This window comes from Pseudoalteromonas sp. bablab_jr011 (assembly GCF_016464045.1).
Classification (GTDB): domain Bacteria; phylum Pseudomonadota; class Gammaproteobacteria; order Enterobacterales; family Alteromonadaceae; genus Pseudoalteromonas; species Pseudoalteromonas lipolytica.
Window position 1 is genome coordinate 18,222 of record NZ_JACDWU010000302.1, and the last position, 26,922, is coordinate 45,143.

Below are 26,922 nucleotides of genomic sequence, written 5' to 3' on the forward strand. Positions count from 1 at the left end.
TCCTTAATCAGCTGCAATGCGGTGCTTTAAATTGGCTAATGCAGTACTTGCTGCATCAAAGTCAAAGTTATCAAAATGTCCAACTATCTCTGCGACTGCGTCTTTATACTCGACAGGGGCATTGTTTTGGACATCACTCAGTAGTTCATCATCTATTTCAGCATGCTCGGCTTGATTTTGTAGTGCCTCGATGTGATTTAAAAATACGCTTATCGATACCGCTTGCGAAGGTGTTTTATCAGTATTAACCTGCTCTTGCTCCTCGAGTAAAGTAACCAGTGCTTGCCACTCTTGATAGCACGCAGTTATTAATTTAGAAAAGTCTTCTTTACCCTGTTCTTTTTCGGCCTGCGACAATAAATACAGTAATTTCGTTAGTGTCAAATTGCCCGCCACACCTTTTAGCGTGTGTAACAGTGTCGTTTGTTCAGATGCATCAAGTGTTGACTCTTTTAAACGTAGAATACTCTGCTGATGATTAGCAAGAAATAAGCGTATTTCAGTATTAAGCTTTTCTTTGCTACCCCACATTTGGATACCTTTAACATAATTGATATGTTGCTTTGCTTTGTTATCAGGCTTAGCTGTGATGTGCTTAATTTCTAAACCGAGCACTTTCGCTATCTCATGATTAACTTGTTGTATATCGACGGGTTTGTTTGCAAAGCCATTCATACCTGCTTGCTTAGCTGTGAGCTTATCTTGTTGAAGCACGCTGGCGGTCAACGCGATGATAGGTGTTTTCTTTAATTGTTGTTGCTGCTCTAATTCACGAATTTTTTTACAAGCAGTTATACCATCGCATTCAGGCATGTGGATATCCATTAAAATGATATCAAAGCTGTGTTGTTTAAATTCAGCAATAGCCTCTAGCCCATTTTTTGCTTTATACACTGTGTGGCCAGCTTGTGAGAGTAATATGTTTAATAGCTCGACATTTTGTTCAATATCATCAACCACTAAGACTCGAAGAGGTGGTAATGTAAGTAGGTTATTACTGAGTTTATCTACTTTATTAATGTCGCCTTCTTGCAAAGGAAGAGAAAAGAAAAAACAACTGCCTTCGCCTTCATTACTCACGGCACTTATTGTGCCTCCCATAAGCTCGACCAATTGCTTGCTTATGGTGGTGCCTAAGCCTGTGCCGCCAAAGCGACGCGTCATCGTTCCATCGGCTTGTTCAAAAGGTTGGAAAATTGCTTTCAAGCGGTGTTTTTCAATGCCAATCCCAGTGTCTTGCACCTCAAAAAAGAGCTGATTGTTTTGTGTCTTACTTACACTAATCGTGACAGAACCTGATTCTGTAAACTTAACCGCATTACCAATTAAGTTATTGAGTACTTGACGAATACGCGCGTCATCACCGATATAAATTGGTGCGACATCATCAGCAATTTTTAAATCTAATAACAGGTTTTTGCGCTTTGCTTCAAGCCAAAAGGTAGAAACGATGTTATCGAGAAGGGCTTGTAAGTTAAAGTGCTCATGATGAATATCGAGTTTGCCTTTTTCTAATTTTGCCGAGTCTAAAACATCGTTAAGAAGATGCAATAATGAGCGTGCTGCATTATTTACGGTAACGATGTGCTTTTGTTGTTCTTTATTAAGTGGGCTGTCCATTAAAATATCGCTGAACCCGATAATTGCATTCATGGGCGTGCGAATTTCATGGCTCATATTTGCCATAAATGCCTGTTTAGCTTGTGCAGCGGCTTCAGCTTCTTGTTTTGCGTGTTTTAATGATTCTTCATAGATATGGCGTGCGGTAATATCAACTAATACACCATCAATCCACTGAACTTCAGAATCATCCGTTTTGTTAATAGAACCTTGATCTAATACCCAAACGACCTTACCGCTGCGATGGCGTACGCGATACTCAAGTGCATATTGATTTTTTTCAGAGATTGCTTTTGTCATGATCTCATTAATATGCGCTTCGTCTTCTTTATTTATAATGTCAGCAAAACTGATGGCTTTTGACGTAAATTCTTCGGCAGTATAGCCCGTTAGATCAAATACATTGGGACTAATGAACAGCATGCTCCAATGGTCATCGAGCAAACAACGAAATACAGCGCCAGGCGTGTTATTCATTAACGTGCGATATTGCTGTTCTTTTTCTTCTAGGCTGCGTTGTAATGCGCGTTGTTCGGTTAAATCGGTTATGAAGCCCACAAACAACGTTTCTGCATCGGGTTGTTTCACTTCACCAAGACCTAAGCGAATAGGGAATAAATGACCTTCCTTGTGTTTTGCACACACGTCGCGGTTAACGCCAATCACTTTTTTAAGAGCGTGGTTGCCACTGTTTAGCAAATAACCATCGTGCTGAGCCGCAATGTCGTCATCCATCAACACTTTCACGTTCTGACCGAGCACTTCTTCTTGTTTCCAGCCAAAGATACTTTCTGCAGATTTATTAAAGCTTAAAATAATACCGCGACAATTAATTGTCACAATACCATCGATTGCCGTACTTAAAATGGCATCGAGTCGTGATTCTTCTGCCGATTTTTCAGCAAGCAGCATACGATAGCGCACCATACCATTGATAATCGCAACGACAGCGGTTAATAACACGGTAGCAAATGACACCATGGCAGCAATAAAAACAAGATTGGTATTGTCTGTGTTATCGGATAAAAAAGGGGAGGTCGCGACAAATCGCGTTGCAGCCATGCCCATGTAATGCATACCGGCGACAGCAAAACCTAAAATAATGGCGCAAATAATCCGGTTTTGTAATGCGGTTAAATTTTGAAAGTGGTCGTTCAAATGAAAGCGAGTATACAGCCCAATAAATGATAAAAACACGGCAACAAAAATGGATGCAGCAAACCACATAGGGTCATAACGAAGTAATGGGCTCATTTCCATTGCCGCCATACCCGTGTAATGCATGGTACCAATACCTGCGCCCACTAACACAGAACTCATGAGTAACTTTAACCCTGCGGGAATATGTGCAATGTCTTTACTGCGTATTAGTGACATACCTGTGTAGCAGGCTAAAAAAGCAGGAATAAACGAAAAAAATGTCAGAGCAGGATCATAGTTAATGGTTGTGCATAAAGAAAATGCAAGCATACCAATAAAGTGCATACTCCAAATTCCGCCAGACAAGACTAGAGAGCCGGTTGCATTGCCTAGTTTTCTGTATGATTCAAAGCGGGTTTTATTGGCTAAATCAATAATATGCAATGAAAAATATGCAGCAAAAATAGCGGTAGCAATCGAAAGGACAACTAAACTAGGATTGTACACCCCACTTATGATTAAGCTTGGATTTTGATCGGTAATAAAAAATTTCGCGAGCATAATAATTCGTTCAGACTGCAAGTAATGTCAGTCTAATACAATTTGCGCTAGATTTAGAGAAAAAAGATATGACAGACTAAGTAGGATTTATTTCATTAGCTATATTTAATTAGAAAATACTTAAGTGTGAGATTACCCATGCGCAGGACTGAGCAGACACTCGTCGAGCAAATGCAAATAAATGATGTTGAAATTCAGCATAGAATGAATTTATTAGGGCTCTCTTCACAATGCTTAGCATCACTCATTAACTATAAACCACTTATCGAGTCGGCGATTGAGAAAATGGTTGATGAGTTCTATAAAAAGCAAACAGAAGTCGATGAAATTTCATTACTTATTGGAGATGCTGACACACTGACACGTTTAAGAGATGCACAAAGACAATACATTATAGATTTATTTTGTGGCTGTTATGAAAATGATTACGTTAATAATCGGCTACGTATTGGCATGGTACATAAGCGAATTGGGGTAGAGCCCAAACTTTATTTATCGGCGGTATGTACCCTTAAAGAGCTCATTTTTGATGTGTTAAGAAACACCATAAAAGACCATGCAGAGCTAAATCAAACATTAACCATTATTGATAAGCTTATTTATTTTGATACAACATTAGTGTTTGATACGTACATTGCGAGTCTTGTTGGCGAAATAGAAAATGCGAAACGAAGAACAGAAGTGTATGCGAAAGGGCTTGAAGAGAAAGTGGCGCAGCGTACACATGAACTTGAAAAACTTGCCAAACTAGACCCCCTCACAAATTTGTATAATCGCCGAGAAATGCAAGAGTTGTTTCAGCGAGAATTAGCAAGAGCGCGCCGTCAGAAGCTACCTTTGACTATTGTATATTTTGATTTAGACAACTTTAAATCAGTGAATGACACACAAGGGCATTTGAAAGGTGACGAGGTATTAAAATTCATCGGGAAATATCTTAAAAAGAATACAAGAGAAATAGACATTGCCTGTCGTTATGGGGGAGATGAATTTTGCCTGATCATGCCAGATTGCGACGTAGAAAACACCATTGCGATATGTAATAAGCTGATCGTTGCTTTTGAAGCAAAATACCCCGCGTTACATTTGAGTTTTGGCATTATTTCAGCGCCTTTAGACAGCACAGTCGGTGCTGAGGAGCTTATAAATCGTGCTGATCGGAAAATGTACGAGGCTAAAAAGCATCAAGGTTCTCACATAATCCATTAACGTGTCATACGCTTTACAAACACCACCACAAACAGCGCTAGCGAAAAGCTGCCACAAAATGCTTCAATCGCTGCTATGAGCCTTGATAATCCAATGGGGGTAATATCGCCATAGCCTAGCGTTGTAAAAGTAACAACGCTAAAGTAAATGCTGTTTAAAAGTGCTGATACGTTATCATCGAACGAATTATCAAAACTAAATCTAAGCAATGAATCTTGATAGCTGACACCAAATAAAAAGTAACATATTGCGCAACAAACGATAAGAGACAGACTAAAGCGAATGACATTTTCAGGTTTTTCACCATAACCACATAACATGTCAATAAAGCTGGAAGTAATTTGTTTCGTTGATCCTTTCGGGTACTGTGCGTGGCGCATTCTTAATTCTTTATAGGTAAAGTTACCCGCGAGCTCGAAAAGCCCTTGGTGTTCAGACGCTTTACGTAAATTTCTGTATATTTCTTCGGATTGTTCAAATAAGTCGCGCGCAGTCGAGTATTGCCTATTTCGACGAGCTTTAAACGCCTCGGCTTCTTGTAGTAATTGTTCGCCTAAATAAATATTATCAATGCGGCTATCACTGAGTTTAACCCCAAGTAGGTTGGTATTTCGCAAATCGCAGTAGTGTAAGCTGGCGCTATGAAGGTTCGCTTTCATTAAGGATGTATTGGCAATTTTATTGTTGAAAAGATGTGCCCCCGACAAATTGGCTCGATAAAAATTGCAGTAAGAAAGATCATAACCTTCTTCATCATCTTTCTTTATTAAATTTAGACCCACTAAATTTGCACGTTGTAATTGCAGACCCTGAAGTAACCCGCCCTTTTTTGCATATCGTTCAAGCTTTTGAGTCAGCTCTAAGCCTGATTTATCAAATTTATTATCATGCCAAAAGCAATACCCAGAACCCATATCGGTTTCTTGACACGTGTTACCTGTTGGTGAAATGTAGCTACAACACGGTTTATCAGGCATAAGAATAAAAACTTATTTATGAGTCATCTTTATAGATTAGCAGGTATTTTACGGGGTAAAATATAATACAAAGATTTTATTAATTACATTGGCTTATTTTGTTTGAGTACACGTTAAAACGCAGTAAACGTAGAAAAACTGTCGCGATTAAAGTCGCCGAGCAGCAGTTGACTGTGTATGCACCTCACTTTGTCCCGCGTAAAGATATTGAAGCGTGGTTAAAAACAAAGCAGCATTGGGTTGCAGAGCAAGTTACTAAACAATCATTACACGCTGAGCAGTGTCAATTTCCCATTAAAAATTCGCAAATCAAGCTATTTGATCAGGTAATTCCCCTTGTATTTAAGCAAGAAAATTGCAGCCAATGGTATCAAGACACTGATACTCATGAATTAACCCTTGCTATTTCACCGCGCGTTAAACTCACAGACGCAAAGTATCTTGCATTGATGGAAGAGTTTTTACATGACAAGTTAGAAACCTACCTTGAGATGCGTATACAAAACTACTGTATTCAAATGAGAGAAGCGTTACCAACACGTCTTAAAATTCAACATTACAAGCGGCGATGGGGCAGTTGTAATCGCCAAAGAGAGTTAACCTTTAATTTGCACTTAGCCAGTGCGCCCCTATGGGTTATTGATTATGTTGTTGTTCATGAACTTGCGCATTTAAAGCATATGGATCACAGTGCGGCATTTTGGCAACGGGTGAGTGAGTTTTATCCCGAACATAAAAAAGCAAGCAATTGGCTGAAAGTGAATGGTCCATTTTTACGCTGGCTCTAATACTAATCCGCAAAAATACTTAATCATTTTGAGTGATTAAACCAGTCGCTACCTGCGTTAAAAATGTCTGATTTACGACTGCATGGATGCAGGAGGTAGAGCAATGCAGGAGCAATTGCCGAGAACAACTAAATAACTAAATAACTAAATTTTTGCCTTGTTATCAACGCGGTTTTATTGCCTCAAAATAGACCACTTAATTAAACGGAATAGTATAACAAAAGGATAATTCAATTGAAATAGCTGTATTTTTAGTTTAACGATTTAGGAAAAGAGAAGTAAATAATAAGATGAAAAATAGAATAGTGAATTAGCAGAGAAGGAAAGTGGTGGAGGGAGCTGGATTCGAACCAGCGAAGGCTGAGCCGTCAGATTTACAGTCTGATCCCTTTGGCCGCTCGGGAACCCCTCCACACTAATTTTTATTGCATTTGGCCCCACTTAACTGAGCGTAGAAAAGTGGTGGAGGGAGCTGGATTCGAACCAGCGAAGGCTGAGCCGTCAGATTTACAGTCTGATCCCTTTGGCCGCTCGGGAACCCCTCCAATGCAACGGCGCTGATAATAGCAAACTGGCTCTTTAAGTAAAGAAAAAAACTAAAGAAAAATAGATTAATGCCGATAACTGGTTAATCTTGAAACTATTCGGCCAAAGTCTATGCAAATTGATGGTTTGTTGCTCAACGAGAGTCAACTTGATAATCGTCTTAACAAAAGTGTTCATGAACACCGCCAAGGTGAGTTTGCCTTATTATTGGCGATGCTGTCTCATGATGCGCTTGATTTTAGCCAGTTTCATTTACCGAAAACAGAATTAACCGATACTCAGAGTTCAGAACACGTACTCAGAAATGAGTTAGGGGCAGGCCCAAAACAACCATTAGCGCCTGAACAATATGATATGTTAATCGGGCAGAATAATGGGCTGCGACTTTTAGAAGGTGGCTTGTCAGATATTCGCCTACGTAATTGCCTCAGTCCTGAGCCGCTTGCTATCCGCGATGATAAAAATCATGTGCCGTTAGAAGTCATCGATAACTGTGAGCCAGCAGTCAGAAAACGCTATTACGATAAAAACGCACCCACAGAGCGTATGCAAATGGATGCAGCTGCGTTTTATGACAGCTTAACGGACGAGGCGATTCATCAGCCTTTGCAATTGGCAACTGCTTAATTAATTGAAATTGTCATACTCGCCTTGTACGCTACACTTACAAAGATAGGTAAATTGGTGCAAATCAGTAAAAAGTACAGCTAATTTTTTATGTGCTTGTTATAATGCGCCCAAATGGCTTTATGCCATTATCATTGAACCAAGTTATTAGGACTATAATGAAGAAAACATTCACGCTTAACCATGAGAAAATTAAATACCCTCGCATGGTTGATGCAGCTAAGCACGAAGTGAAGAAGTATTTAAAACGTGAGCGTAATAAAACTCTCCCAGAAGATGCCGATTACTGGGCATTTGATTGTAAATTTGGAGAGTCAGCTGACGACGCGAAAGTCGTTCATGTGGCGGAAATTAATAAATGCATTAGCGATATTGAAGCAAAAGGGCTTACATCGTTTTATGTCGAGATTCTAGCGCGTCCAGCACAACGCCAGTTACAAGAATTTGACGAAGAATAGTCGTTATAATTCATAGAATTTAAGAATGGGCCTTGAGGCCCATTTTTATTGTCTGAAATACAATGACATTATTGTGTGTTGATTTATATCACATGCCCACCACGCAACGGCTTTCCCTACAATGGCTAGTCAAGGTTTAGATTGGCTATATAAAAAGTGAATAGCCGTGATTTAAATTGCGTGACACTTTTTATATTTTTTGCCGCTACCGCAAGGGCATTCATCATTACGGCCAATTTTAATATCAGCAACGGGCGTTATTTCACCATCAAGGTAACGCCATAGTCCATCTTCTTTAATAAAACGCGATTTCTCGTGTAACTCACAATACAAGTTTTGGTAAAAGTAATTTGCTTTAAATTCTACAAAACCTTCTTGCTCGTTATATTCAGTATCTAAAACGCTTAGCTTGGTAAAACGACAGCTATTAGCAAAATCTTTGATTTCGCTAACAGGGTTAGCGGTTTGTTGGCTTTGTGCGTATGTTGTAAAGACATATTTTGCATCTTTTAAGGCATAAGCACTAAAGCGAGAACGCATAAGTTGTTCCGGCGTTTGCGCTTGGCTATCGCCTGCGTGCAAAGGTTGGCAGCAAAGCGAGAAATCTTGTTTGCTGCCACAAGGACAAAGGGAGTGTGTGAGTGATGTCATAACAACTTACCTAAAACAATAAATTGCTATTTTAGCAAGCCTATTGTGGCTGCGGTACTAAATTGTTTAATGGGTTGCTTTTGGTGAAGCAGTAAAACTTTGCAGATGCATGTTCTAAATTAAGAGTCATAGAATCTAGTTGATTGTTGCTGACAATATCTGTCCAGGTGATCACTGCGGCAAAGTTACCGTTGTGCAGCGCCGAACTTAACACATATTCAAGATTCACAAGGTGCTTTTGTCTGATCACTAACAGTTTACTGGTGTCGATTGAACATGAATCGAGTAATGCTTTACTTGGCACATGATCAGGTGCAATTAACAATGTCCACGCACTTTGGCTGTTATAGTGATGTAATACCTTTAATAGCTCAAATGTTGCTGAAATTTCGTCTTCAATTTGAATTAAATTAACCGACGCTTTGTCGTTATCTTGTTGATAGCTTTTAACGGTTCTTAAGGTAATTGGCTGTAACATAACTTTCACTCACTGGTTGTTTATACAGTATGTGTATACAGTAGTTTATACAGTGTTTTTGCGCAAGTGTTTTTTTGCTATTTTTTTAACCAATTATTCAGTTTTTAATAATTTTAAAAAATTAAATCTTTAAAAACAATTGGTTATTTTGTTTCTTTGCAGTGTGATATTTTGTTAAAAATGGATGAAATAATATATACAGTGTTTTATATCGAAGTTTATACAGTAGTTTGTATGCAGGATATTTGAGGTTTATACAGGTGTTTTGATAAAGAAGCCGGTGTACACCGGCTTCTAAAATTTAGTTTTTCAAGTACGTATTTAAAAACTCAAGGTACGCGTTTGATGCTTTGATACGGTTTTCTTTTTTAGTAAAACCATGACCTTCGTCATCGAACAACACGTATTCTACGGGGACACCATTCGCTTTTACTGCGGCAACAAGCTCATCACTCTCAACTTGCAATACACGAGGGTCGTTTGCACCTTGAATAACCATCAGTGGTTTCGTAATGTTTTTAGCATGGAAGAGGGGAGATATCGCTCGATGGCGTTCGCCATCAGTTGCAGGGTCACCCATTTCATCGTACAGCGCTTTTTTAAAGCTTTCCCACCAAGGTGGTATAGAGTTTAATGTTCTTACCCAGTTAGTTACGCCAAAAATATTAATACCTACTTTAAATTCTTCAGGTTCGAAAGCCAGCGCCGCTGCCGTCATAAAGCCACCGTAACTGCCACCCATAATGCCAATTTTATCAGCATCAACCCAGTCTAAGCTCTGTAAGTGCTTTTTCCCGTAGACAATATCTTGCAAATCGTCTGTACCATGCTTTTTATCATCTAAATGGAAAAAAGTTTTACCATAGCCAGAGCTACCGCGATTGTTTACAGCAAATATAGCATAGCCATGATTAACTAAGTTCTGCTGCATTGCGCTGTAACCTGTGCGGCTCTGGCCGCCCGGACCACCATGCACCCACACTAGAGCAGGCACTTTATTATTACTATTAGCCTGTTTGGGCTTATATAAAACGCCAGGGATTTCTAAACCGTCAAAGCTTTTAAAACGCACAATCGTGCTTTCAACGAGATCATTTTGATCAATTGCATCGCTTAAAGTATGGGTCAGTTTTTTTGCTTTCGTTTCGCCTAATTGCCAAACAAATAAGTTACTTGGCGAGGTATCTGAATTTAGGTAAAACGCCATGCTCTTTTCATCAGCTGAAAAGCTTACACCACGTAAATTGCCCGGGGGCAAGGCAGGCATATCGATTTGTTTATTGGTTTTTGTGTCAATGATTGTCACTTTAGTACTGGCATCAGCATTAACCCCACTTACTTGGTAACGCCCTGATTTTGAGAAGTAAATAAAGCTGACATCCCAGTCATCTTTTAGGGCGGGGCTGTGCTCACCTGTCGTTAAGTCATAGCGCCAAACCTGTGAAAATTCACCTTTTGCATCGGTCGAGTAATACAGAGACTTGCTGTCTTTTGAGAATGTTTCAGGGCCATATTGCGCTTCATTATCATGACGAGTGATTAGCTCAGGTTTGAGCGTTTTTTTCATTGTATCGAGAATGAACACATCACTGTCTTTATTAGAGTTATTTTTTGATAAGGCAATAAAGCGGCCATCAGGGCTAATCGCCCCGACATCTAGACCAAGAGTATTTTGATAAACAGGTGTTATTTCATAGCGTGAACTGTCTACGCGATATAAATCCATAAACTTAGGATCGCGTTGATTACTCGTTATAAAAAAGTGTTTGCCATCGTCTGTAAAGCCCGCAAAGCTGGCACGAGTTTCATCGCCAGGAGTCAGGTCTTTGACAGTGCCGTCTGTCTCACGTACATAAATATGATAGCGCTCGTTCCCGCCTGAGTCCTTGGTAAATAATACGCGCTCATCGTTTGGAAAATAGCGAACAGCATAGGTGCTGTCTTCAAAGTTTGTTAAACGTTTTTTGTTCGCTGTTTTAATATCAATTTCGTAGAGGCTATAGATGCCGCTTTCATCACTGCTAACAAGGATTTTGTCACCTTTAGGTGAAAAGCTGCTGCCCATAATTGAAGTGGTATCAAAAAATGTTTCAGCGTCATACTGTTTAATAGTGTGTTCTTGTTGCTGACTAATTGCGCTGGTGGTCGTTTGGTTTGATTGTGAACATCCTGCTAATGCAAGGCTTAATGCACACGCAATAGTTGCTAGTTGAAAACTCGGTTTCATTTTAATTATTCCTTATTATTTTTCCGTTATTGAGTCTTACTTGTTCAATATATAAACGCAAGTTTTGCAGCTAAATAATTGTTACAAAGCATGTAACTTTTTAGGGACATTGCTGTGTTACAATTTAAATTTCGCAAAGGAATGGCAATGATAGAAATAAAAAATCTCAATAAGCGTTTTGCTACAGCAACCGTGTTCGAAAATTATAATAAGCAATTTAACAGTAAGAAAATGTGCTTACAGGCGAGCAATGGGAGTGGCAAAACCACGTTACTGATGATAATTGCTGGCCTTGAAAAATCACAGTCGGGGCAAATAATGTATGCTAATAAACAGCATAGTTCACCACAAAAGTATGTGGCTATTGCCAGCGATCGCATTTGTTTACCTGATTTTTTAACGGCTCAGCAAATTATTCAACTGACCTGTAAAGCCTTAAATGTGCCTGCGCCAATTGACCTTATTAACGGATTTAAGTTCAGCGAACACTTACACACCCGTTTTAGTGCATTATCGACAGGCAATCAAAAAAAATGCCAGCTTATAATCACGTTTATGAAGCGGGCGCCTTATTTGCTTTTAGATGAGCCGAGTGCAGCACTTGACCAAGCAAGTATCCATTATTTACTAAATTTGCTTGATAACTATTTAAGTGATAAACCCGATGGGCAAATCATTTTAACCAGCCACGAGCCAGATGTGTTTTTACACCAAGGCTTTGAGTGTACGCCATTATGATAGAGAGCTTGTCACGTTATAATGCATTAATGAGCTACCGCTATTTAGCATATACAACTGCACTTAAGAACTTACTGGCGCAGCTTAAAAACTTTGGTTTGTTGTTTGCGTTAGTGCTTGGGCCTGCGGTTTTAGGCATCGCGCTGTTGTTATTTTTGGGGCTGGGTAAAATTGTAGACAGCCATGAACATGCCCGTTTTAGCGCCCAGTTAGCTTTGCTCTATCTGGCACTGCAAGCCGTTATGTTATGGGCTGTTGCTCCTGCTATAACAAACTCAGAAAATAGAGCCTTTCAAGCACATATCTTTAAGCCTGCTTGGCTAATTTTAATCGACTGTAAGCTTTTACTACTCAGTAATGTGTGGTTAATGGCAAGCTTATTGATAGCCGTTGACCTTCGTCTTCAGCAATGGTTGCAGGTTCCTCATTTTATTCTATTTATGCTGTTGCAGTGGCTGTGCGGTTTAATGGTAATTTATAGACCTTATTCGCTATTTTATGGTTTTTTAGCGTGTAGTATTCTGGTTCTTTTACCGTTTAGTTTAGATTCCTTACACTACCATAGCGGCTTTTTAATTGGTTTTATGGGGAGTTTATTTTTTCCTAACATGAACCTCAGTCACAAACGTGTGGTTAGTTCACTCACTTCATTTTGGATTAGTTACTTTTTGGAGCACAGCTGGAGTGTAATTTGGCGAAGTGCTTTGTTTACTGCAAGCCTATTAGCCGCAGTGCAACTAGTTGAAATTCGTAGCGACTTTAATCATGCGATACAGGTTATGGTGTTGGCAAACTGTGTATTACTAAGTAGTTCATTACAGTTTGATTGCTTTGCAGTGCTTCAAAAATACCGAATGTTTTTTCAAACAAATGGTCAGTACAGACGGTTTTATTTAAGTCATTTTATACCCAGTTTACTGTTTTATGGTGCAGCGACATTGGCGGCAATGCTTTTGTTAAATGTTTTACAATGGCCGCTGGTGGCTTTGGCTGCTGTGTGGTGCTTTTTACAGCAGCTTTTAGCGCAAAAAAAACCAGCGCATTTTGCGCTGGTTTGGTGTGTTATAACAATTGGAATAGCGTTAATTGCTTAAGCTGCATCAGCTTTGCTGTTATTTCCGCTACGTGCAGCTTTACCTGCAACGAGGTCAGCTGGGTCAAAATCGTCTACGTTAATTACATCGAGACGAGCTTTTTCAACAGCAGCTAATTTATCAGCTTCGGCTTGGCTTAAAATGCCTGCTTCAAGGCCCATTTGTGCCACTTTATCAAGTTGGAAGAAAGGCAGTTTTACACCTTTTTCGCGGCATACTTTATCAAATAATGGTTCAACTTCTAGTACGTCTTTAAGCGTTTGCTCTTGACGGCCCACTAAGTTAAGTGGCTCATTTTTAAGGTATACATAACTTGCTAAACGGTTACGTGTTTCGCTAGGTACTTGTAATAAGTGTGCGAGTTTGTGCTCAAGCTTATCTGTTGGCTTGCGTACTGGGCGACCAAATGGGAATAACATGATTTTAAGCATCGCACGAAGCGCAGCAGACGGCATGTTATTAATTAAGTCAGCCAGTGCACGTTGGCAGTGATAAAGGTGATCTTGGCAGCTCCATTGAACAAGCGCAAAATCTTCTTTTTTACGGCCTTCGTCGTTGTAACGTTTAAGTGTTGCAGACACTAGGTATAAGTAGCTTAGTAAGTCACCTAAACGTGCTGAGATACGCTCTTTACGTTTTAATGAGCCACCAAACACAGCCATGCTGATGTCAGACATTAATGCAAGTGAAGCACTAAAACGTGACGCTACGCGGTAAAACTCTGCGGTTTCATCTTTGTACGGCGTACTTGTAAAGCGCGCACCGGTGAATGCTAACCACTTAGTACGTACTAGGTTCGAAATGGTAAAACCAATATGACCCATAAGTGCTTTGTCGAATACTGCAAGTGCTTCTTCGCGGTCTTCAATCGAGCATGCACCTAGTTCAGTAAGTACGAACGGATGACAACGAATTGCACCTTGACCATAAATGATCATGTTACGCGTAAGAATGTTTGCACCTTCAACTGTTATTGCAATTGGCGCACCTTGGTAACCACGGCCTAAATAATTGTTTGGACCAAGCATAATGCCTTTACCACCGTGAACATCCATGCCGTGAATGGTTGCTTCACGCATTTGTTCTGTTAAGTGGTATTTAATGATAGCTGATACCACTGACGGCTTTTCACCAAGGTCAACGGCACCGGTCGACATGCTGACTGCGGCATCAGAGCTGTAGGCATAACCTGCAAGTTTTGCGAGTGACTCTTCAACCCCTTCCATTTGACCGATAGGTAAACGGAATTGACGACGAATGCGGCTGTATGAACCAGTAGCAAGTGCGATGGTTTTAATTCCACCCGTTGAATTAGACGGCAAGGTGATTGCGCGGCCTACCGATAAGCATTCAACCAACATACGCCAGCCTTGGCCAGCCATTTTAGGGCCACCAATGATGTAATCTAGTGGAACGAAAATATCTTTACCGCGAGTAGGACCATTTTGGAATGGAACATTTAGCGGGAAGTGACGACGACCAATTTCAACCCCAGGGGTGTCTGTTGGGATGAGCGCACAAGTAATACCTGGCTCTTTGTCATCACCTAATAAACCGTCTGGATCTTGTAATTTAAAAGCAAGACCAAGCACTGTCGCAACAGGTGCAAGGGTAATGTAACGTTTATTCCATGTTAGGCTAATACCTACCACTTCTTCACCATTCCACTGACCTTTACATACGACACCGTAATCAGGAATAGCACTCGCGTCTGAACCGGCTTCAGGTGAGGTTAGGGCGAAACATGGAATTTCTTGACCACTTGCTAAGCGTGGTAAGTAATGATCTTTTTGCTCTTTAGTACCATAGTGCTGAAGCAGCTCACCTGGACCTAACGAGTTAGGCACACCAACAATTGAAGAAAGTAGTGTTGATTTACTCGTAAGCTTTTGCAGTACGCATGATTGTGCAAACGCAGAAAACTCTAAACCGCCGTATTCTTTTTTGATGATCATGGCAAAGAATTTATTATCTTTTAGATATTGCCAAACATCTTGTGGTAAATCGGTTAATTCATGAGTTGCGTGCCAATCATCAAGCATGCCACATACTTCTTCAACAGGACCATCAATAAAGGCTTGCTCTTCAATGGTTAGTTTGGGTACTGGGTATTGATGTAATTTATTCCAGTCAGGACGGCCGCAGAATAGATCTGCTTCCCACCATGTTGTACCGGCATCGATTGCTGATTTTTCTGTATCCGACATTGTCGGAGTGACTTTTTTAAATGCAGCAAAAATAGGCTTGATAATGTATTGTTGACGAATGCTAGTCACAGAAAGTGGCACAGCAATTAATAAGAATAGTAGCCAACTAATTGCGCCAAACGCGCCAGCAAAAGTGCCAACAAGTAATGTCGCAATGGCAATACCTAAGCAGGTATTCCAGCTTGCTCTGTGGTAACTCGCAATACTAAGCAGCACGAGTAAACCAAGTAAAAATAAGAGAGTCATTGATTATTCCTTAATAGAGGTCAGACCACCTCTCTTAGAGTAGCGCTAGAAACGCTAATTATCAAGAGGGGGACACGGATAAAACTAATTTTACCTGTTCATTTTTTTACAGTGTAAACCATGATGAGCAGACAACCAGATTGGCGTTTAGGTTTATTATTGCGATTTAATAAATAATAATGTTGATAAAAGTAAAAATTTAGCGTGTTCAACCAGATAGTTAATAAAATACAAATAGGGTAGTTGCTAATAGTGTCGCTATGTTTAACAATAACTGCTGGCACAGCTTCGCTATTAATGCCATTCCTTCATTTAGTTTTATAGGTAAAGAGTTCTATGTGTGAGTTGCTTGGCATGTCTGCCAATGTACCAACGGATATTTGTTTTAGTTTTTCAGGCTTATTAGAACGTGGCGGTAACACCGGACCACATAAAGATGGCTGGGGCATTACTTTTTATGAAGGAAAAGGCTGCCGTACGTTTAAAGATCCTGAGCCAAGCTGCCAATCTGAGATTGCGAAGCTTGTTAAAGCGTATCCTATAAAGAGTATTTCGGTTATTAGTCATATTCGTCAGGGCAATCGTGGCCGCGTGTGTCTTGAAAATACACACCCATTCACGCGTGAATTATGGGGCCGCGAAATTACTTACGCACATAATGGTCAGTTGTCTAATTATCATGACTTAAAGCCTGATTACTATCGGCCAGTTGGCAACACCGACAGTGAACTGGCTTTTTGCTGGCTACTCGATAAAATTCGTGAAAAGTACCCTAAGCGCCCATCCAACATGGCGTCGGTTTTCCGTTATGCCGCAAAACTCGCCCATACTCTGCGAGAAAAGGGGGTGTTTAATATGCTATTAACGGATGGCGTGTATGTGTTGGCTTATTGTACTAATAATCTGCATTGGATCACCCGTCGTGCGCCGTTTGGCAAAGCCACATTAATTGATGCTGATATGGTGGTTGATTTTCAAAAAGAAACCACACCGAATGATGTGGTTACTGTCATTGCAACCCGACCACTTACCCACGATGAGCGCTGGCAAAAAATGGAACCAGGTGAGTTCGTGCTATTTAAAATGGGTGAGAAAATATAACGATAACATCGAAGCGCTTTTACGGCGCTTCGTTACTCATTTCTTGCTTAACCGCAGGCGGTGTACTCACAGGTGCTGTTACTGTGAATGAGTTAAGTTGTACTTCAAACTGTTCCACGCCTTTTTCGCCTTTCCACATACGCACTAACATGTAATCCATTTCGGGAGCAAACCAAGCAAGAGCTTGACGTTTATCGTTATCGTATAAGCGTTTTACTTTAATGGCTTCAATATTGCCGATTGGTAAAGAAATCATTTCGGTGCCAATGACTTCAAAGTCGTAGCTACGCAGATTTCCTTTTTTATCTACTAGTGGGTATGAAAGCTGGGTTTTACCTTGCTTTAACTCTTCGCGCACTTGAACTTGGTACGACAGAGAGTCTTGAAAATCATCTGACCAATCAAATTTTAGCGGGTATTTACTTTGATTACTGTTCACTTGCTTTTGTGCAGCATCAAATTTTAATGTGTACTCTTTATCAGGTCCTGTACCAGAGCGCTCCATTGTGTAGCTTAAAGGCGATACTTTTTGATCTTGATAGGTAAATTTTGAAGTTTCTTTTCGTGAATCAGAAAATATCATCCATTCGATTTCACTATGATAAGTTAGCACATAGCTATCGTTGGCTGTTTTTTTAAGTTCGCGTACTGCTTTACCATGGGTTTCGCCTTTACGAAGTACATCGTATTTGGCTTGGTATTGAGTGAGATCGCCAGCTAAAACACTGGTAGGAAGTAATAAAGTGCCCACACACGCGAGTAGGGCACTTAAATTTTTATTCTGGGTAGTGCGCGCCGTGTGCAGGAAGTTGTTTTTCGTCAAAAACTGCATAATCTGCTTCCATCTTGAGTCGTTGTTCACTGAACCACTTGACCACCAATGGATAGATTATATGTTCTTGCTGATGAACACGTTGTGCGAGTGTCTCTGCGGTATCGTTTTCGAGTACCGGCACTTTGGCTTGAAGAACAACGGGACCGCCGTCTAGCTCTTCTGTGACAAAGTGAACACTAACGCCATGAACGTCATCTTTTGCATCTATCGCTCGTTGGTGGGTATTCAGCCCTTGGTACTTAGGCAACAAAGAAGGGTGAATGTTCAACATTTTTCCCTTAAATTTTTGCACTAAGCTAGGAGTAAGAATACGCATAAAACCAGCTAATACAACTAGATTTGGTTCAAAATTGTCAATAATGTCCATTAACTCAGCATCATAGGCCTCGCGCGAGTCAAAGTCTTTATGGCTAAGTACACGAGTTTGTATACCTGCATTTTTTGCTCGTTCAAGGCCATAGGCGTCGGCTTTATTACTAATTACAGCGGCGATTTCGGCTTTTATCTCACCACGCGCACATGCGTCGATGATGGCTTGAAGGTTTGAACCGCTACCAGAAATTAATACAACAAGACGACAAGGGGTCATTAGTCACGACCACCTAAAATTTCTACTTGCTCTTCGCCTGCTTTCGCATCTTGGATTTCACCGATATGCCATGCATTTTCGCCAAGATCTTTAAGAATCGCTAAGCTTTGCTCAAGTTTATCGGCTGGAACAACTAATACCATTCCAACACCACAGTTAAATGTACGGTACATTTCGTGAGTTGTGATGTTGCCATTTTCTTGTAACCAGTTGAAAATTACAGGCCATTCCCAGCTGTCACCTTTGATCACTGCTTTTGCAGATTCAGGTAAAACTCGTGGGATATTTTCCCAGAAACCACCGCCTGTGATGTGCGATAACGCGTGAACGTCAACCTGCTTAAATAACTCAAGGAGTTGTTTAACATAGATGCGAGTTGGCTCTAAAAGGTGATCGCCCAGTGTTTTGCCGTCTAGGTCAGCGCTTGTGTCAGCACCTGATACTTCAAGTACTTTACGAATTAATGAGAAGCCGTTTGAATGAGGACCACTTGATGCTAGAGCGATTAATTGGTCGCCAGCAGCCACTTTAGTGCCATCGATAATTTTTGACTTTTCTACAACACCGGTGCAGAAACCAGCCATATCGTAGTCTTCACCTTCATACATACCTGGCATTTCAGCAGTCTCACCGCCGATTAACGCACAGCCAGAAAGCTCACAGCCTTTACCGATACCTGTTACAACATCGGCTGCAGTGTCGACGTCTAATTTACCCGTTGCATAGTAATCAAGGAAAAATAGTGGCTCAGCACCTTGTACAATAAGGTCGTTTACACACATAGCAACAAGGTCGATACCCACTGTATCGTGCTTTTTAAGATCGATTGCTAAACGTAGTTTTGTACCAACACCGTCTGTGCCAGCAACCAGGACAGGCTCTTTATAGCCAGTTGGTAGTTCGCAAAGTGCGCCAAAACCACCGATACCGCCCATTACTTCAGGACGTTTGGTTTTTTTAACGACGCCTTTAATACGCTCAACAAGTGCATTACCGGCATCGATATCTACGCCCGCGTCTTTATAGCTAAGAGACTGTTTTTGTTCGCTCACAGGTTTTCCTCAAAAAAGTTGCATGTGGGTTGCTTAGAAACGCGCGTATTTTACAACAATTGCACTGGCGCGGCTAGTTGAAAAATCACTTTAACCGACTTGACAAGGACAGTTGTCCGCAAAATGAGAATGAAGGTGTAAAGATAGAGGCGCCAGTGTGTTCTGGCGCCTAAATAAAGAGGGGTAAAATAGGTTAGGCTTTCGCCGTTAAAATAGCCCGCAGAGGAGCAGGGTAGCCCTCAATCGTTTTGCTGGTGTCGGTGGGGTCTAAAAAGTCAACCAGTGACTCGTTTTCCATCCACTGGGTTTTGCGTTGTTCTTCAAGTGTGGTGATTGCACAATCTTTAACTTGGACATCTTTAAAACCAACGCGCTCCATCCACAGCTTTAATGCTGCCGTACTTGGAATAAACCACACGTTGCGCATTTTTGCGTAACGATCGGTGGGCACAAGTACCGTGTGTTCGTCACCTTCGACAACCAGCGTTTCTAACACTAATTCACCCCCAGGACGAAGCTGTGCTTTTAATTGGGCTAAAAAGTCGATAGGCGAGCGACGATGATATAACACCCCCATCGAAAACACGGTATCAAACGCTTTAAGCTCTGGCAGTGCTTCAACACCGAGTGGTAATAAGTGAACATTGTCATCTTGGTGGTAATGTTTAATCGCTTGAAACTGGCATAAAAATAGATCAGAGGGGTCAATGCCCACCACAAAGTTGGCACCTTCACCACGCATACGCCATAAGTGGTAACCAGAACCACAGCCAATATCAAGTACTGTACGGCCTTTTAATGGCTCAATATGCGGCAACAAACGATCCCATTTCCAATCGCTGCGCCATTCAGTATCAATGTCGATACCGTGTAAGCTAAATGGGCCTTTACGCCAAGGCATCATGCGTTTTAATAAATGGGTGAGCTGCTTTTGTTGACCTTCTGATAACTCATCGCCTGTGCCTATCTGTACTTTATCTTGCAGGTTTACATGATCCGTACTGATTTCTGGTAAGTTTTTTAATACCTTTTGCCATTTGGGTAAATCACCATGACTTGCTTCTTGCTCCCAATGCTTAAGTTGAGCAGGCAAGGTTTCGAGCCAATGACTGAGCGGGCTTTGTGCTATTGCAGCGTAAAATTGGTTAAACCATTGAGACATGAAATACTCTTTAATATCGTTGTGCTGTTACTTGATGGCAATCATCGAGCAGAAATTAAAACATTGGTACCATACTTGGGTTTGGCTAAAGCCAATCTCAGTGAGGCGTGCTAAATGAGTACTCAAATGATCAGGGCGCATAACATTTTCAATCGCTGTGCGTTTTTGGCTGATCTCAAGTTCTGAGTAACCGTTGTGACGTTTAAAATCATGGTGTAAATCAATCAGCAAATTATTGCATTGCTCATTTTCACCTTTAATTTTTTCGCTAAGCAGCAACACGCCACCGGGCTTTAAATTAGCATAGATTTTCTCAAGCACTGCGTGGCGCTTTTCAGGCGGAATAAACTGCAGGGTAAAGTTCATTGCTACAACAGAAGCATTTTCGATGGCTAAATCGTTAATATCACCAAGGGTAACTGTAACGGGAACTTCAGAACGAAAGCCTTGTAAATGCAGTTTACACCGCTCAACCATGGCTTGTGAGTTATCTACCGCAATGATATTACAGTTATCTGTACGAATATTACGGCGCATGCTTAATGTTACAGCACCTAACGAGCAGCCTAAATCATATAGGTTTGAGTTACTTTGTGCGTACTCACCAGCTAGTTTTCCCATGGTACTAACAATAGTGGCATAACCCGGCACCGAACGCTGGATCATATCTGGGAATACTTCAACTACATGTTGGTCAAAACTAAAGTCTTTAACCGCTTGCTCAGTGGCATAAATACTGTCTTTTTGCGTCACGTGAACAGTCTCTTTAAAAAATAATACCGCTATTTTAGCATTTTTAGCTGGATAGTCAGTGATAAATTCAGTAGCTTGGCTAGAATTATCAATAACAAGTACAAGAAAGAGAAGTTTAATGACTAAAAGCAAAGTGATCAGTACAGAAGATATCTTATCAACTCTGTGTCATTCAGTTACCGGCGTATTATCGTCAGCAAGTGGCAATAAAATTAGCTATTCGGCTATGGTACAAAAAATTACCCGTACCTGCATGCGCCCAGATATAGGTTGTTTTGTATTGTTCGATGGTGGTTTTACAGGCCTGGTGGTAACAAACTTCACGGCACAAGCGGCGATGGAAATTTACCATGATTATATGCGCAGTATGGGTATGCCAGAAGAAGAAATAGCCAATAGCCATTTATCAGACGACGTTGCCAACGTACTTGGTGAGCTGATGAACCAAATCGTGGGCGACTTTACTTCTAAAGTACGCGACCAATTGCATACGTCTATCACCCAAAACCAACCTAAAATGATGGCAATCAACAAGCAAGTACAGATTTCGGTTGATACCACTATGGATAGACCACAAGCACGCCGCGTGACATTCACTACATCGAAGCAAAATATCTTCTATCTTGAGCTTGCGATGGATAAAACTGAGTTTATCAAGCTTCATGACTTTGATATTTCAGAAGCGGTTGACCCTGATGACATCATTGAAAACGAAGCAAAACAAAAAGCTGAAAAGCAAAAAGCAGCATCACAAGCAGACGATGCCGATGATGATTTTATGGCTGAACTTGGTTTGTAACCGGATTCGTATATACTATCTCTCAGTATTAATTGGTAGCTAATCATTTAATACTGAGAAATATAAGATTGGATCATCACAAGTCCTCAACTATCGCTTTATGTACCTTTATTTCTAACTCCGAACTTTCTTATTGCCAACGTCAAGCTAAGCGGGAAATTATAGTTTGTCTAAATTATGCGAAGCACAAGCCAACTGCAATTTATCGTTTAAGTGCCTAGCTATATTTTTAATACTCTAGCCTTGAAAGTATTTCTAATAGTTCTAGCTCATCAAACTCACCAGTTATTTGGTAAATCACCTCACTCTCTACTTTATTAAGATATACCCTATCATAATCGACATTGCTTCCAGTAATAGTAAAGGCAAACAAATCACCTTTACGATAAACCTTCATCTTATTTGAGCTATCTATATCAAATGCTTTTTTTATGGCATCTAACTTGTTAGTTTTTAATGAATTTGTATATAACCTCAGGAAAAACTCATGCACAGTTAGATTAAATTTTTTGTGAAGGTTTGATATAGCAATATCTGGCGGGTTAAGTCCTATTGTTAATTCTTTATCATTATTCAGAATTGTCACTGTGTGGTTAGATAATCCAAGGAAGTTTATTCTCTTTAAATCATCTCTCGTAGGACAGAAAGATATATCTACAATATTTAACTGAAAGGTATCTGTTGAGCACTTTGATTTAGGGAATTGTATCACATTAGTTGCAAAGACATTACTAGATGTTATTAATAGCAAAAAAGGGATTACTCTTTTCATTTTATATTCCCAACGCAGATAGTTGTAATTTAGTTCTATAGTTACGTACAACTTCTTTAGCACAAGTTAATGATTGCTTTGATTCTATCTGTCTTAAAACACTTTGAGTAAAGTTTCTTACGATCCAAGATATGGTTGCCTTTCCTCCAATTGGCCGTGGAACCCAACTTAATGCAGTTGAGCATTTCTGAGTTGCAAAGATCATTTCACCAAAGGTTTCTGCTACGCGAGCATTAACATCCCCTTCGAAAGTAAGATTTAGACCTGCTGCCTTATAAAAAGCATTGATAGCATTTTTTACTGCTGTATGATCAGTCATATTAAATTCCATTTTAATTTTTATATAAAATATCCACTCTAACTCTAGAGGATACATTTATTTGAATTTATAGCAATGTTAATTCACCGATAACATTGGCCTGTGATTACCTAGAGTTCCCTTTAACAGTGAATGAGCTATTTTTAGGGTTGCCAGTATGTAAGTTTAAATGATTTCATTATTAATAGGTTTAACTTGGGTGTAGGGGGGAGGTTTGATGGCATTATAACTGGAGGTCTATTTAATCAAGAGTATAAAGTTGTATAATGAGTATTTTTATAATAAATAATTTAAAAGTTATGACTTGAATATGTTAGAAAGCTTTAACGAGAATGGGTTTTTATAAAAAATTATAAATTTCAGCAGTTATTTCATCCTTATAAATTTATAATTAACTTTTGATAGCATTAATAAGGGTTTTTCCCTTCACCTACCAGCACACTGAATATTCTTAAATCAAGCTCGAGTTGATGGTATTGCGGCTCCATGTGGCAACAGAGTTGATAAAACGCTTTGTTGTGGTCCTTTTCTTTAAAATGTGCAAGTTCGTGAACAACCAATGCTTTTAATAACGGCTCTGGTGCGCATAGTAAGTCGCTGTTAATGGCTAGGTCGTGCTTACGCGTTTTGCCTTGCATACGAAAAGTATGCGTACCTAACGCATTGGTGACCATATCGCCTTGTTTTTTAAACGCGGCACGACCAAAAGGCAGGGCGTTTTTAAGGTAACGTTTTTTAAGCTCGGTTGCATAATTGTATAAGGCTTTATCATTGGTGATGTTATGCGCGTCAGGGTATTTACCTTTTAAATACTGTGCGGCTTTGTCATTACTAAAAAGCTGTAATACTTGGTCAACGATATGGGGCGGGTAACCTTGAAAATAACGGCTGTAGTCTTTCATATGCACTCTGAAATTAAAATAAACTGCTTTGGCTGGCTTCTCGCTCACCTGTAAAAGGCGCGAGCACCGGGTGATTATAACCTAAATCTTGGCAAAATTGCCTCGCCAATAGTGGCGATTCGCGGTTATCGGCGGTATGAAAAAACACATACGGTGATTTACCTTCTTCAAGCCATTGTTTTATTTTTTTAAGCCAAGGTTGGTAATACGATTTGTATTCATGGTTAAGGCTTGCAATAACAAAGCGCAGCATCGGATTACTGCCCGTTGCTATAGCATGGACAGGTAAATAAGGCTTTTTCTTTTGCGCATCAATCAATGCATCTGTTTCTGCGGGCACTGCAAATAAAGCCCGTGTATCCATACTTATGCGATTAATGTTGTTTTCAATTAGTAGCTGATTAAGGCGAATTTCAGCATCACCTTTTTGAAAAAACGCGGGATGGCGTACTTCAACACCATAATTGAGGTGTTTGGGTAACTGGGCAATAAAATTAGTCAGCAGGGGCAGAGCATTAGGGCCAAAGGCACTTGGTAACTGCAACATAATTTGCCCAGTTTTGGCAAAAATAGGTTCAAACAGGGTCAGCCATGCATTTAGCTCATTGTTTATATTGGTGAGTTGTAATTCATGGCTAAAGCGTCTGTGAAATTTAAAGGTGAATTTAAAGTCGTTGGGTACAGCATCGCACCAGCGTAATAATGATTCGTGACTTGGGTCAGCATAAAAGCTGGTATTGCCCTCAACCGAATTGAAGGTGTGCGCGTACTCGTTGAGCATGTCGGCACTTTTACAGTGACTAGAGAGTAAATTTCCTTTCCATGCGGTGCTAGACCACTGCGGACAACCTAAGTACAGCATTAAATCAACCAATAAATTTAAACTGCGCGTAGTGTAACAAAAGAAATGAATGCTCAGAAGTCAGTGCGTATATTTAGGCTTCTTGGCGCACTGCTGGCACTCGCATTTTGAGATGTTTTGGGTATAATGCTCAGCCTTAAATGATTACTTTGTATAGTGGCTTTTGCTCTCAAAATAGCGAACTCTTAAGAGCAGGCGGCTATAAGTCTTTAACTGACAGGAATACTATGCGCTCTATATATTGCGGACAGCTAAATAAATCTCACGTAGATCAAGAAGTTGAACTATGTGGTTGGATCAATAAACGCCGTGACCTTGGTGGACTTATTTTCGTCGATTTGCGTGACAGAGAAGGGCTCGTTCAAGTGGTTTTTGATCCTGAAGTAGAAGGATTAATGGACACTGCGAATAAACTACGCCAAGAGTTTTGTGTGCAGTTAAAAGGTGTTGTTCGCGCACGCCCTGAAAGCCAAGTAAATAAAGACATGGCAACAGGTGAAGTTGAAATTTTAGGCACAAGCTTAACTATCATCAACCGTTCAGAGCCATTACCTCTTGATTTTAATCAGCAAAACTCTGAAGAGCGCCGTTTAAAATACCGCTACTTAGATTTACGTCGTCTTGAAATGAGTGACCGTATTAAACTACGTGCAAAAGCGAGCAGCTTTGTGCGTCGTTTCTTAGATGACAATGGTTTCTTAGATATCGAAACACCCGTACTTACAAAAGCAACACCAGAAGGTGCGCGTGACTACTTAGTACCAAGCCGTGTGCACAAAGGCAGCTTTTATGCATTGCCTCAGTCGCCACAGTTATTTAAACAATTACTAATGATGTCGGGTTTTGACCGTTACTATCAAATTGTTAAATGTTTCCGTGACGAAGATTTACGTGCTGACCGTCAGCCAGAATTCACACAAATCGATTTAGAAACGTCATTCATGAGCTCTAATGAAGTTCGTGCGATGACAGAGAAAATGATCCGTGAAATGTGGCAATCACTGCTTAACGTTGATTTAGGTGACTTCCCTGTCATGCCTTACAGCGAAGCAATGCGTTTATACGGTTCAGATAAGCCAGATTTACGTAACCCAATGCAACTTGTTGATGTTGCTGACTTAGTCAAAGACGTTGAATTTAAAGTTTTCTCAGGCCCTGCAAACGACGAAAAAGGCCGTGTTGCCGTGTTAACTGTACCAGGCGGTGCAGAGCTTTCTCGCAAGCAGATTGACGACTACACGAAATTCATCGGTATTTATGGGGCGAAAGGCCTTGCATGGATGAAGGTTAACGACCGTGCTGCGGGTGTTGAAGGTGTACAATCACCAATCGCTAAATTCTTAAATGAAGACGTGATTAACCAATTACTTGAGCGTACTAATGCGCAATCGGGCGATATCATTCTATTTGGTGCAGACAAACGCAACGTGGTTAACGAAGCAATGGGTGCGCTTCGTCTTAAGATTGGTGTTGATTTAGGTATTACAAACCTTGATAGCTGGAAACCGCTATGGGTTGTTGACTTCCCAATGTTCGAAGAAGACGACGAAGGTACATTACATGCGGTTCACCACCCATTCACGGCTCCAAAAGAAATTTCGCCAGCAGAGCTAGAGGCAAACCCTGCCGCAGCAATCTCTGATGCATACGACATGGTATTGAATGGCTATGAAGTAGGTGGTGGCTCAGTACGTATTCACAACGCCGACATGCAAGAAACAGCGTTTAGAATCTTAGGTATTGATGCACAAGAGCAACAAGACAAGTTTGGTTTCTTACTTGACGCCCTAAAATACGGTACACCACCGCATGCAGGTCTTGCGTTTGGTCTTGACCGTTTAGTGATGTTGCTATGTGGCACTGATAACATTCGTGACGTAATTGCATTCCCTAAAACAACGCAAGCATCATGTTTATTAACAGATGCACCAAGCAAAGCTAATGCGGATTCGTTAACAGAGCTTGCGATTAATGTGGTTGCAAAAGACGCTGAGTAATTCTTAATAAACTGAATTATAAGCTTTAATGAAAGCCCTAAGGTGTACTCCTTAGGGCTTTTTTGTGTTTAATGTCTCGTCCTGAAATGTGTTTACACATTTAGGACTTATTATGACCAAGTCAAATAATACACCGATCAAACGAACACAACGAGATTATTCATTAGGCTTTAAATTACAAGTTGTCGACGCTGTAGAAAAAGGCGATATGA

25 protein-coding genes and 2 tRNA genes are annotated in these 26,922 nt (G+C 40.4%); 10 read left to right on the forward strand and 17 right to left on the reverse strand.

The genetic code is table 11. The features are described 5' to 3' along the window. Nucleotides 1-3 precede the first annotated feature (3 nt). Nucleotides 4-3,321, reverse strand: a complete 3,318-nt coding sequence (locus JIG41_RS18775) for a PAS domain S-box protein (protein WP_199525256.1) — start codon at nucleotides 3,319-3,321, stop codon at nucleotides 4-6. A 138-nt stretch (nucleotides 3,322-3,459) separates the two neighbouring features. Here JIG41_RS18775 and JIG41_RS18780 point away from each other — a divergent pair, with 138 nt between their 5' ends. Continuing rightward, entirely contained in the window at nucleotides 3,460-4,530 is a 1,071-nt protein-coding gene (locus JIG41_RS18780) for a GGDEF domain-containing protein (protein WP_036969415.1), read from the forward strand. Here the strand turns inward: JIG41_RS18780 and JIG41_RS18785 are convergent. Beyond that, on the reverse strand, nucleotides 4,527-5,507 hold the full coding sequence (locus JIG41_RS18785; protein ID WP_199525257.1) for an ion channel: 981 nt from the start codon (nucleotides 5,505-5,507) through the stop codon (nucleotides 4,527-4,529). The genes JIG41_RS18780 and JIG41_RS18785 overlap by 4 nt on opposite strands. A 98-nt stretch (nucleotides 5,508-5,605) precedes the next feature. Here JIG41_RS18785 and JIG41_RS18790 point away from each other — a divergent pair, with 98 nt between their 5' ends. Beyond that, a complete protein-coding gene (locus JIG41_RS18790; protein WP_036969409.1) occupies nucleotides 5,606-6,295 on the forward strand; it encodes a M48 family metallopeptidase in 690 nt (229 codons plus the stop codon). 327 nt (nucleotides 6,296-6,622) lie between these two features. Here the strand turns inward: JIG41_RS18790 and JIG41_RS18795 are convergent. Next, nucleotides 6,623-6,707, reverse strand: a tRNA-Tyr gene (locus JIG41_RS18795). 48 nt (nucleotides 6,708-6,755) lie between these two features. Then, a tRNA-Tyr gene (locus JIG41_RS18800) sits at nucleotides 6,756-6,840 on the reverse strand. Between the two features lie 112 nt (nucleotides 6,841-6,952). On the opposite strand from JIG41_RS18800, the gene JIG41_RS18805 reads away from it, so the two are divergent. After that, complete coding sequence (locus JIG41_RS18805) at nucleotides 6,953-7,468, forward strand: VC2046/SO_2500 family protein (protein WP_180311487.1); 516 nt, start codon at nucleotides 6,953-6,955, stop codon at nucleotides 7,466-7,468. Nucleotides 7,469-7,626: 158 nt separating this feature from the next. After that, a complete protein-coding gene (locus JIG41_RS18810; RefSeq protein ID WP_036969405.1) occupies nucleotides 7,627-7,926 on the forward strand; it encodes a DUF6172 family protein in 300 nt (99 codons plus the stop codon). A 171-nt stretch (nucleotides 7,927-8,097) separates the two neighbouring features. Here the strand turns inward: JIG41_RS18810 and JIG41_RS18815 are convergent, their stop codons facing one another. From JIG41_RS18815 to JIG41_RS18825, 3 genes are all read right to left on the reverse strand, one after another. Then, the gene (locus JIG41_RS18815) at nucleotides 8,098-8,577 is read right to left on the reverse strand and encodes a YchJ family protein (protein WP_036969402.1); all 480 of its coding nucleotides are present in this window, start codon (nucleotides 8,575-8,577) and stop codon (nucleotides 8,098-8,100) included. A 40-nt stretch (nucleotides 8,578-8,617) separates the two neighbouring features. After that, nucleotides 8,618-9,055 carry a SulA-like leucine-rich domain-containing protein gene (locus JIG41_RS18820; protein WP_036969400.1) on the reverse strand — a complete coding sequence of 146 codons (438 nt, stop codon included), beginning with the start codon at nucleotides 9,053-9,055 and terminating at the stop codon, nucleotides 8,618-8,620. Nucleotides 9,056-9,356: 301 nt separating this feature from the next. After that, nucleotides 9,357-11,282, reverse strand: a complete 1,926-nt coding sequence (locus tag JIG41_RS18825) for a S9 family peptidase (protein ID WP_199525258.1) — start codon at nucleotides 11,280-11,282, stop codon at nucleotides 9,357-9,359. A gap of 147 nt (nucleotides 11,283-11,429) precedes the next feature. On the opposite strand from JIG41_RS18825, the gene JIG41_RS18830 reads away from it, so the two are divergent. After that, nucleotides 11,430-12,020 (forward strand): ATP-binding cassette domain-containing protein, encoded by a 591-nt coding sequence (locus JIG41_RS18830; protein WP_074989730.1) that lies wholly within the window; start codon nucleotides 11,430-11,432, stop codon nucleotides 12,018-12,020. A gap of 8 nt (nucleotides 12,021-12,028) precedes the next feature. Beyond that, a complete protein-coding gene (locus JIG41_RS18835; RefSeq protein WP_206770814.1) occupies nucleotides 12,029-13,114 on the forward strand; it encodes a DUF6136 family protein in 1,086 nt (361 codons plus the stop codon). Here the strand turns inward: JIG41_RS18835 and fadE are convergent. Continuing rightward, nucleotides 13,111-15,567: an acyl-CoA dehydrogenase FadE gene (fadE, locus tag JIG41_RS18840; RefSeq protein WP_036969391.1), complete on the reverse strand. Its 2,457-nt coding sequence runs from the start codon at nucleotides 15,565-15,567 to the stop codon at nucleotides 13,111-13,113. The two genes, JIG41_RS18835 and fadE, sit on opposite strands and share 4 nt — an antisense overlap. Before the next feature lie 336 nt (nucleotides 15,568-15,903). On the opposite strand from fadE, the gene JIG41_RS18845 reads away from it, so the two are divergent. Beyond that, nucleotides 15,904-16,668: a class II glutamine amidotransferase gene (locus tag JIG41_RS18845; protein WP_036969389.1), complete on the forward strand. Its 765-nt coding sequence runs from the start codon at nucleotides 15,904-15,906 to the stop codon at nucleotides 16,666-16,668. 19 nt (nucleotides 16,669-16,687) lie between these two features. On the opposite strand, the gene JIG41_RS18850 is transcribed toward JIG41_RS18845, so the two are convergent. From JIG41_RS18850 to cmoA, 5 genes are all read right to left on the reverse strand, one after another. Next, entirely contained in the window at nucleotides 16,688-17,500 is an 813-nt protein-coding gene (locus JIG41_RS18850) for a DUF3108 domain-containing protein (protein WP_199525260.1), read from the reverse strand. Then, the gene (gene purN / locus JIG41_RS18855; RefSeq protein WP_199525261.1) at nucleotides 17,445-18,092 is read right to left on the reverse strand and encodes a phosphoribosylglycinamide formyltransferase; all 648 of its coding nucleotides are present in this window, start codon (nucleotides 18,090-18,092) and stop codon (nucleotides 17,445-17,447) included. Before purN ends, JIG41_RS18850 begins: the two co-directional genes overlap by 56 nt. Beyond that, nucleotides 18,092-19,144: a phosphoribosylformylglycinamidine cyclo-ligase gene (gene purM / locus JIG41_RS18860; protein ID WP_036969381.1), complete on the reverse strand. Its 1,053-nt coding sequence runs from the start codon at nucleotides 19,142-19,144 to the stop codon at nucleotides 18,092-18,094. The genes purN and purM overlap by 1 nt, the downstream gene beginning before the upstream one ends. Before the next feature lie 193 nt (nucleotides 19,145-19,337). Then, nucleotides 19,338-20,306, reverse strand: coding sequence for a tRNA 5-methoxyuridine(34)/uridine 5-oxyacetic acid(34) synthase CmoB (gene cmoB / locus JIG41_RS18865; RefSeq protein ID WP_036969378.1), 969 nt, complete (start codon nucleotides 20,304-20,306; stop codon nucleotides 19,338-19,340). Nucleotides 20,307-20,333: 27 nt separating this feature from the next. Then, nucleotides 20,334-21,059, reverse strand: a complete 726-nt coding sequence (gene cmoA, locus JIG41_RS18870) for a carboxy-S-adenosyl-L-methionine synthase CmoA (RefSeq protein ID WP_036971611.1) — start codon at nucleotides 21,057-21,059, stop codon at nucleotides 20,334-20,336. Nucleotides 21,060-21,177: 118 nt separating this feature from the next. Here cmoA and JIG41_RS18875 point away from each other — a divergent pair, with 118 nt between their 5' ends. Then, nucleotides 21,178-21,858, forward strand: coding sequence for a DUF3334 family protein (locus tag JIG41_RS18875; protein ID WP_036969376.1), 681 nt, complete (start codon nucleotides 21,178-21,180; stop codon nucleotides 21,856-21,858). A 229-nt stretch (nucleotides 21,859-22,087) separates the two neighbouring features. On the opposite strand, the gene JIG41_RS18880 is transcribed toward JIG41_RS18875, so the two are convergent. The 4 genes from JIG41_RS18880 to JIG41_RS18895 form a co-directional block, all read right to left on the reverse strand. After that, nucleotides 22,088-22,630, reverse strand: coding sequence for a hypothetical protein (locus JIG41_RS18880; RefSeq protein WP_180311492.1), 543 nt, complete (start codon nucleotides 22,628-22,630; stop codon nucleotides 22,088-22,090). A gap of 1 nt (nucleotide 22,631) precedes the next feature. Further along, nucleotides 22,632-22,949, reverse strand: a complete 318-nt coding sequence (locus JIG41_RS18885; RefSeq protein ID WP_180311493.1) for a hypothetical protein — start codon at nucleotides 22,947-22,949, stop codon at nucleotides 22,632-22,634. Between the two features lie 407 nt (nucleotides 22,950-23,356). Continuing rightward, nucleotides 23,357-23,851, reverse strand: a complete 495-nt coding sequence (locus tag JIG41_RS18890) for a M48 family metallopeptidase (protein ID WP_074989719.1) — start codon at nucleotides 23,849-23,851, stop codon at nucleotides 23,357-23,359. Nucleotides 23,852-23,864: 13 nt separating this feature from the next. Next, nucleotides 23,865-24,713, reverse strand: coding sequence for a DUF72 domain-containing protein (locus tag JIG41_RS18895; RefSeq protein ID WP_118844191.1), 849 nt, complete (start codon nucleotides 24,711-24,713; stop codon nucleotides 23,865-23,867). Between the two features lie 227 nt (nucleotides 24,714-24,940). Between JIG41_RS18895 and aspS the strand changes: the two genes are divergently transcribed. After that, nucleotides 24,941-26,710: an aspartate--tRNA ligase gene (gene aspS / locus JIG41_RS18900; RefSeq protein ID WP_180311494.1), complete on the forward strand. Its 1,770-nt coding sequence runs from the start codon at nucleotides 24,941-24,943 to the stop codon at nucleotides 26,708-26,710. 112 nt (nucleotides 26,711-26,822) lie between these two features. Continuing rightward, nucleotides 26,823-26,922: valyl-tRNA synthetase (locus JIG41_RS18905; RefSeq protein ID WP_199524622.1), on the forward strand; the 100-nt coding region annotated here is incomplete at its 3' end.

Excerpts from the sequence above, each read along its gene's own strand:
- JIG41_RS18825 (WP_199525258.1), bottom strand. The coding sequence starts at position 11,282 with ATGAAACCGAGTTTTCAACTAGCAACTATTGCGTGTGCATTAAGCCTT.
- JIG41_RS18820 (WP_036969400.1), bottom strand. The coding sequence starts at position 9,055 with ATGTTACAGCCAATTACCTTAAGAACCGTTAAAAGCTATCAACAAGAT.
- JIG41_RS18845 (WP_036969389.1), top strand. The coding sequence starts at position 15,904 with ATGTGTGAGTTGCTTGGCATGTCTGCCAATGTACCAACGGATATTTGT.
- JIG41_RS18890 (WP_074989719.1), bottom strand. The coding sequence starts at position 23,851 with ATGAAAGACTACAGCCGTTATTTTCAAGGTTACCCGCCCCATATCGTT.
- aspS (WP_180311494.1), top strand. The coding sequence starts at position 24,941 with ATGCGCTCTATATATTGCGGACAGCTAAATAAATCTCACGTAGATCAA.
- JIG41_RS18805 (WP_180311487.1), top strand. The coding sequence starts at position 6,953 with ATGCAAATTGATGGTTTGTTGCTCAACGAGAGTCAACTTGATAATCGT.
- JIG41_RS18815 (WP_036969402.1), bottom strand. The coding sequence starts at position 8,577 with ATGACATCACTCACACACTCCCTTTGTCCTTGTGGCAGCAAACAAGAT.
- JIG41_RS18780 (WP_036969415.1), top strand. The coding sequence starts at position 3,460 with ATGCGCAGGACTGAGCAGACACTCGTCGAGCAAATGCAAATAAATGAT.
- JIG41_RS18850 (WP_199525260.1), bottom strand. The coding sequence starts at position 17,500 with ATGCAGTTTTTGACGAAAAACAACTTCCTGCACACGGCGCGCACTACC.
- JIG41_RS18875 (WP_036969376.1), top strand. The coding sequence starts at position 21,178 with ATGACTAAAAGCAAAGTGATCAGTACAGAAGATATCTTATCAACTCTG.
- JIG41_RS18810 (WP_036969405.1), top strand. The coding sequence starts at position 7,627 with ATGAAGAAAACATTCACGCTTAACCATGAGAAAATTAAATACCCTCGC.
- JIG41_RS18775 (WP_199525256.1), bottom strand. The coding sequence starts at position 3,321 with ATGCTCGCGAAATTTTTTATTACCGATCAAAATCCAAGCTTAATCATA.
- purN (WP_199525261.1), bottom strand. The coding sequence starts at position 18,092 with ATGACCCCTTGTCGTCTTGTTGTATTAATTTCTGGTAGCGGTTCAAAC.
- JIG41_RS18885 (WP_180311493.1), bottom strand. The coding sequence starts at position 22,949 with ATGACTGATCATACAGCAGTAAAAAATGCTATCAATGCTTTTTATAAG.
- JIG41_RS18830 (WP_074989730.1), top strand. The coding sequence starts at position 11,430 with ATGATAGAAATAAAAAATCTCAATAAGCGTTTTGCTACAGCAACCGTG.
- JIG41_RS18895 (WP_118844191.1), bottom strand. The coding sequence starts at position 24,713 with ATGCTGTACTTAGGTTGTCCGCAGTGGTCTAGCACCGCATGGAAAGGA.
- JIG41_RS18880 (WP_180311492.1), bottom strand. The coding sequence starts at position 22,630 with ATGAAAAGAGTAATCCCTTTTTTGCTATTAATAACATCTAGTAATGTC.
- JIG41_RS18785 (WP_199525257.1), bottom strand. The coding sequence starts at position 5,507 with ATGCCTGATAAACCGTGTTGTAGCTACATTTCACCAACAGGTAACACG.
- cmoB (WP_036969378.1), bottom strand. The coding sequence starts at position 20,306 with ATGTCTCAATGGTTTAACCAATTTTACGCTGCAATAGCACAAAGCCCG.
- fadE (WP_036969391.1), bottom strand. The coding sequence starts at position 15,567 with ATGACTCTCTTATTTTTACTTGGTTTACTCGTGCTGCTTAGTATTGCG.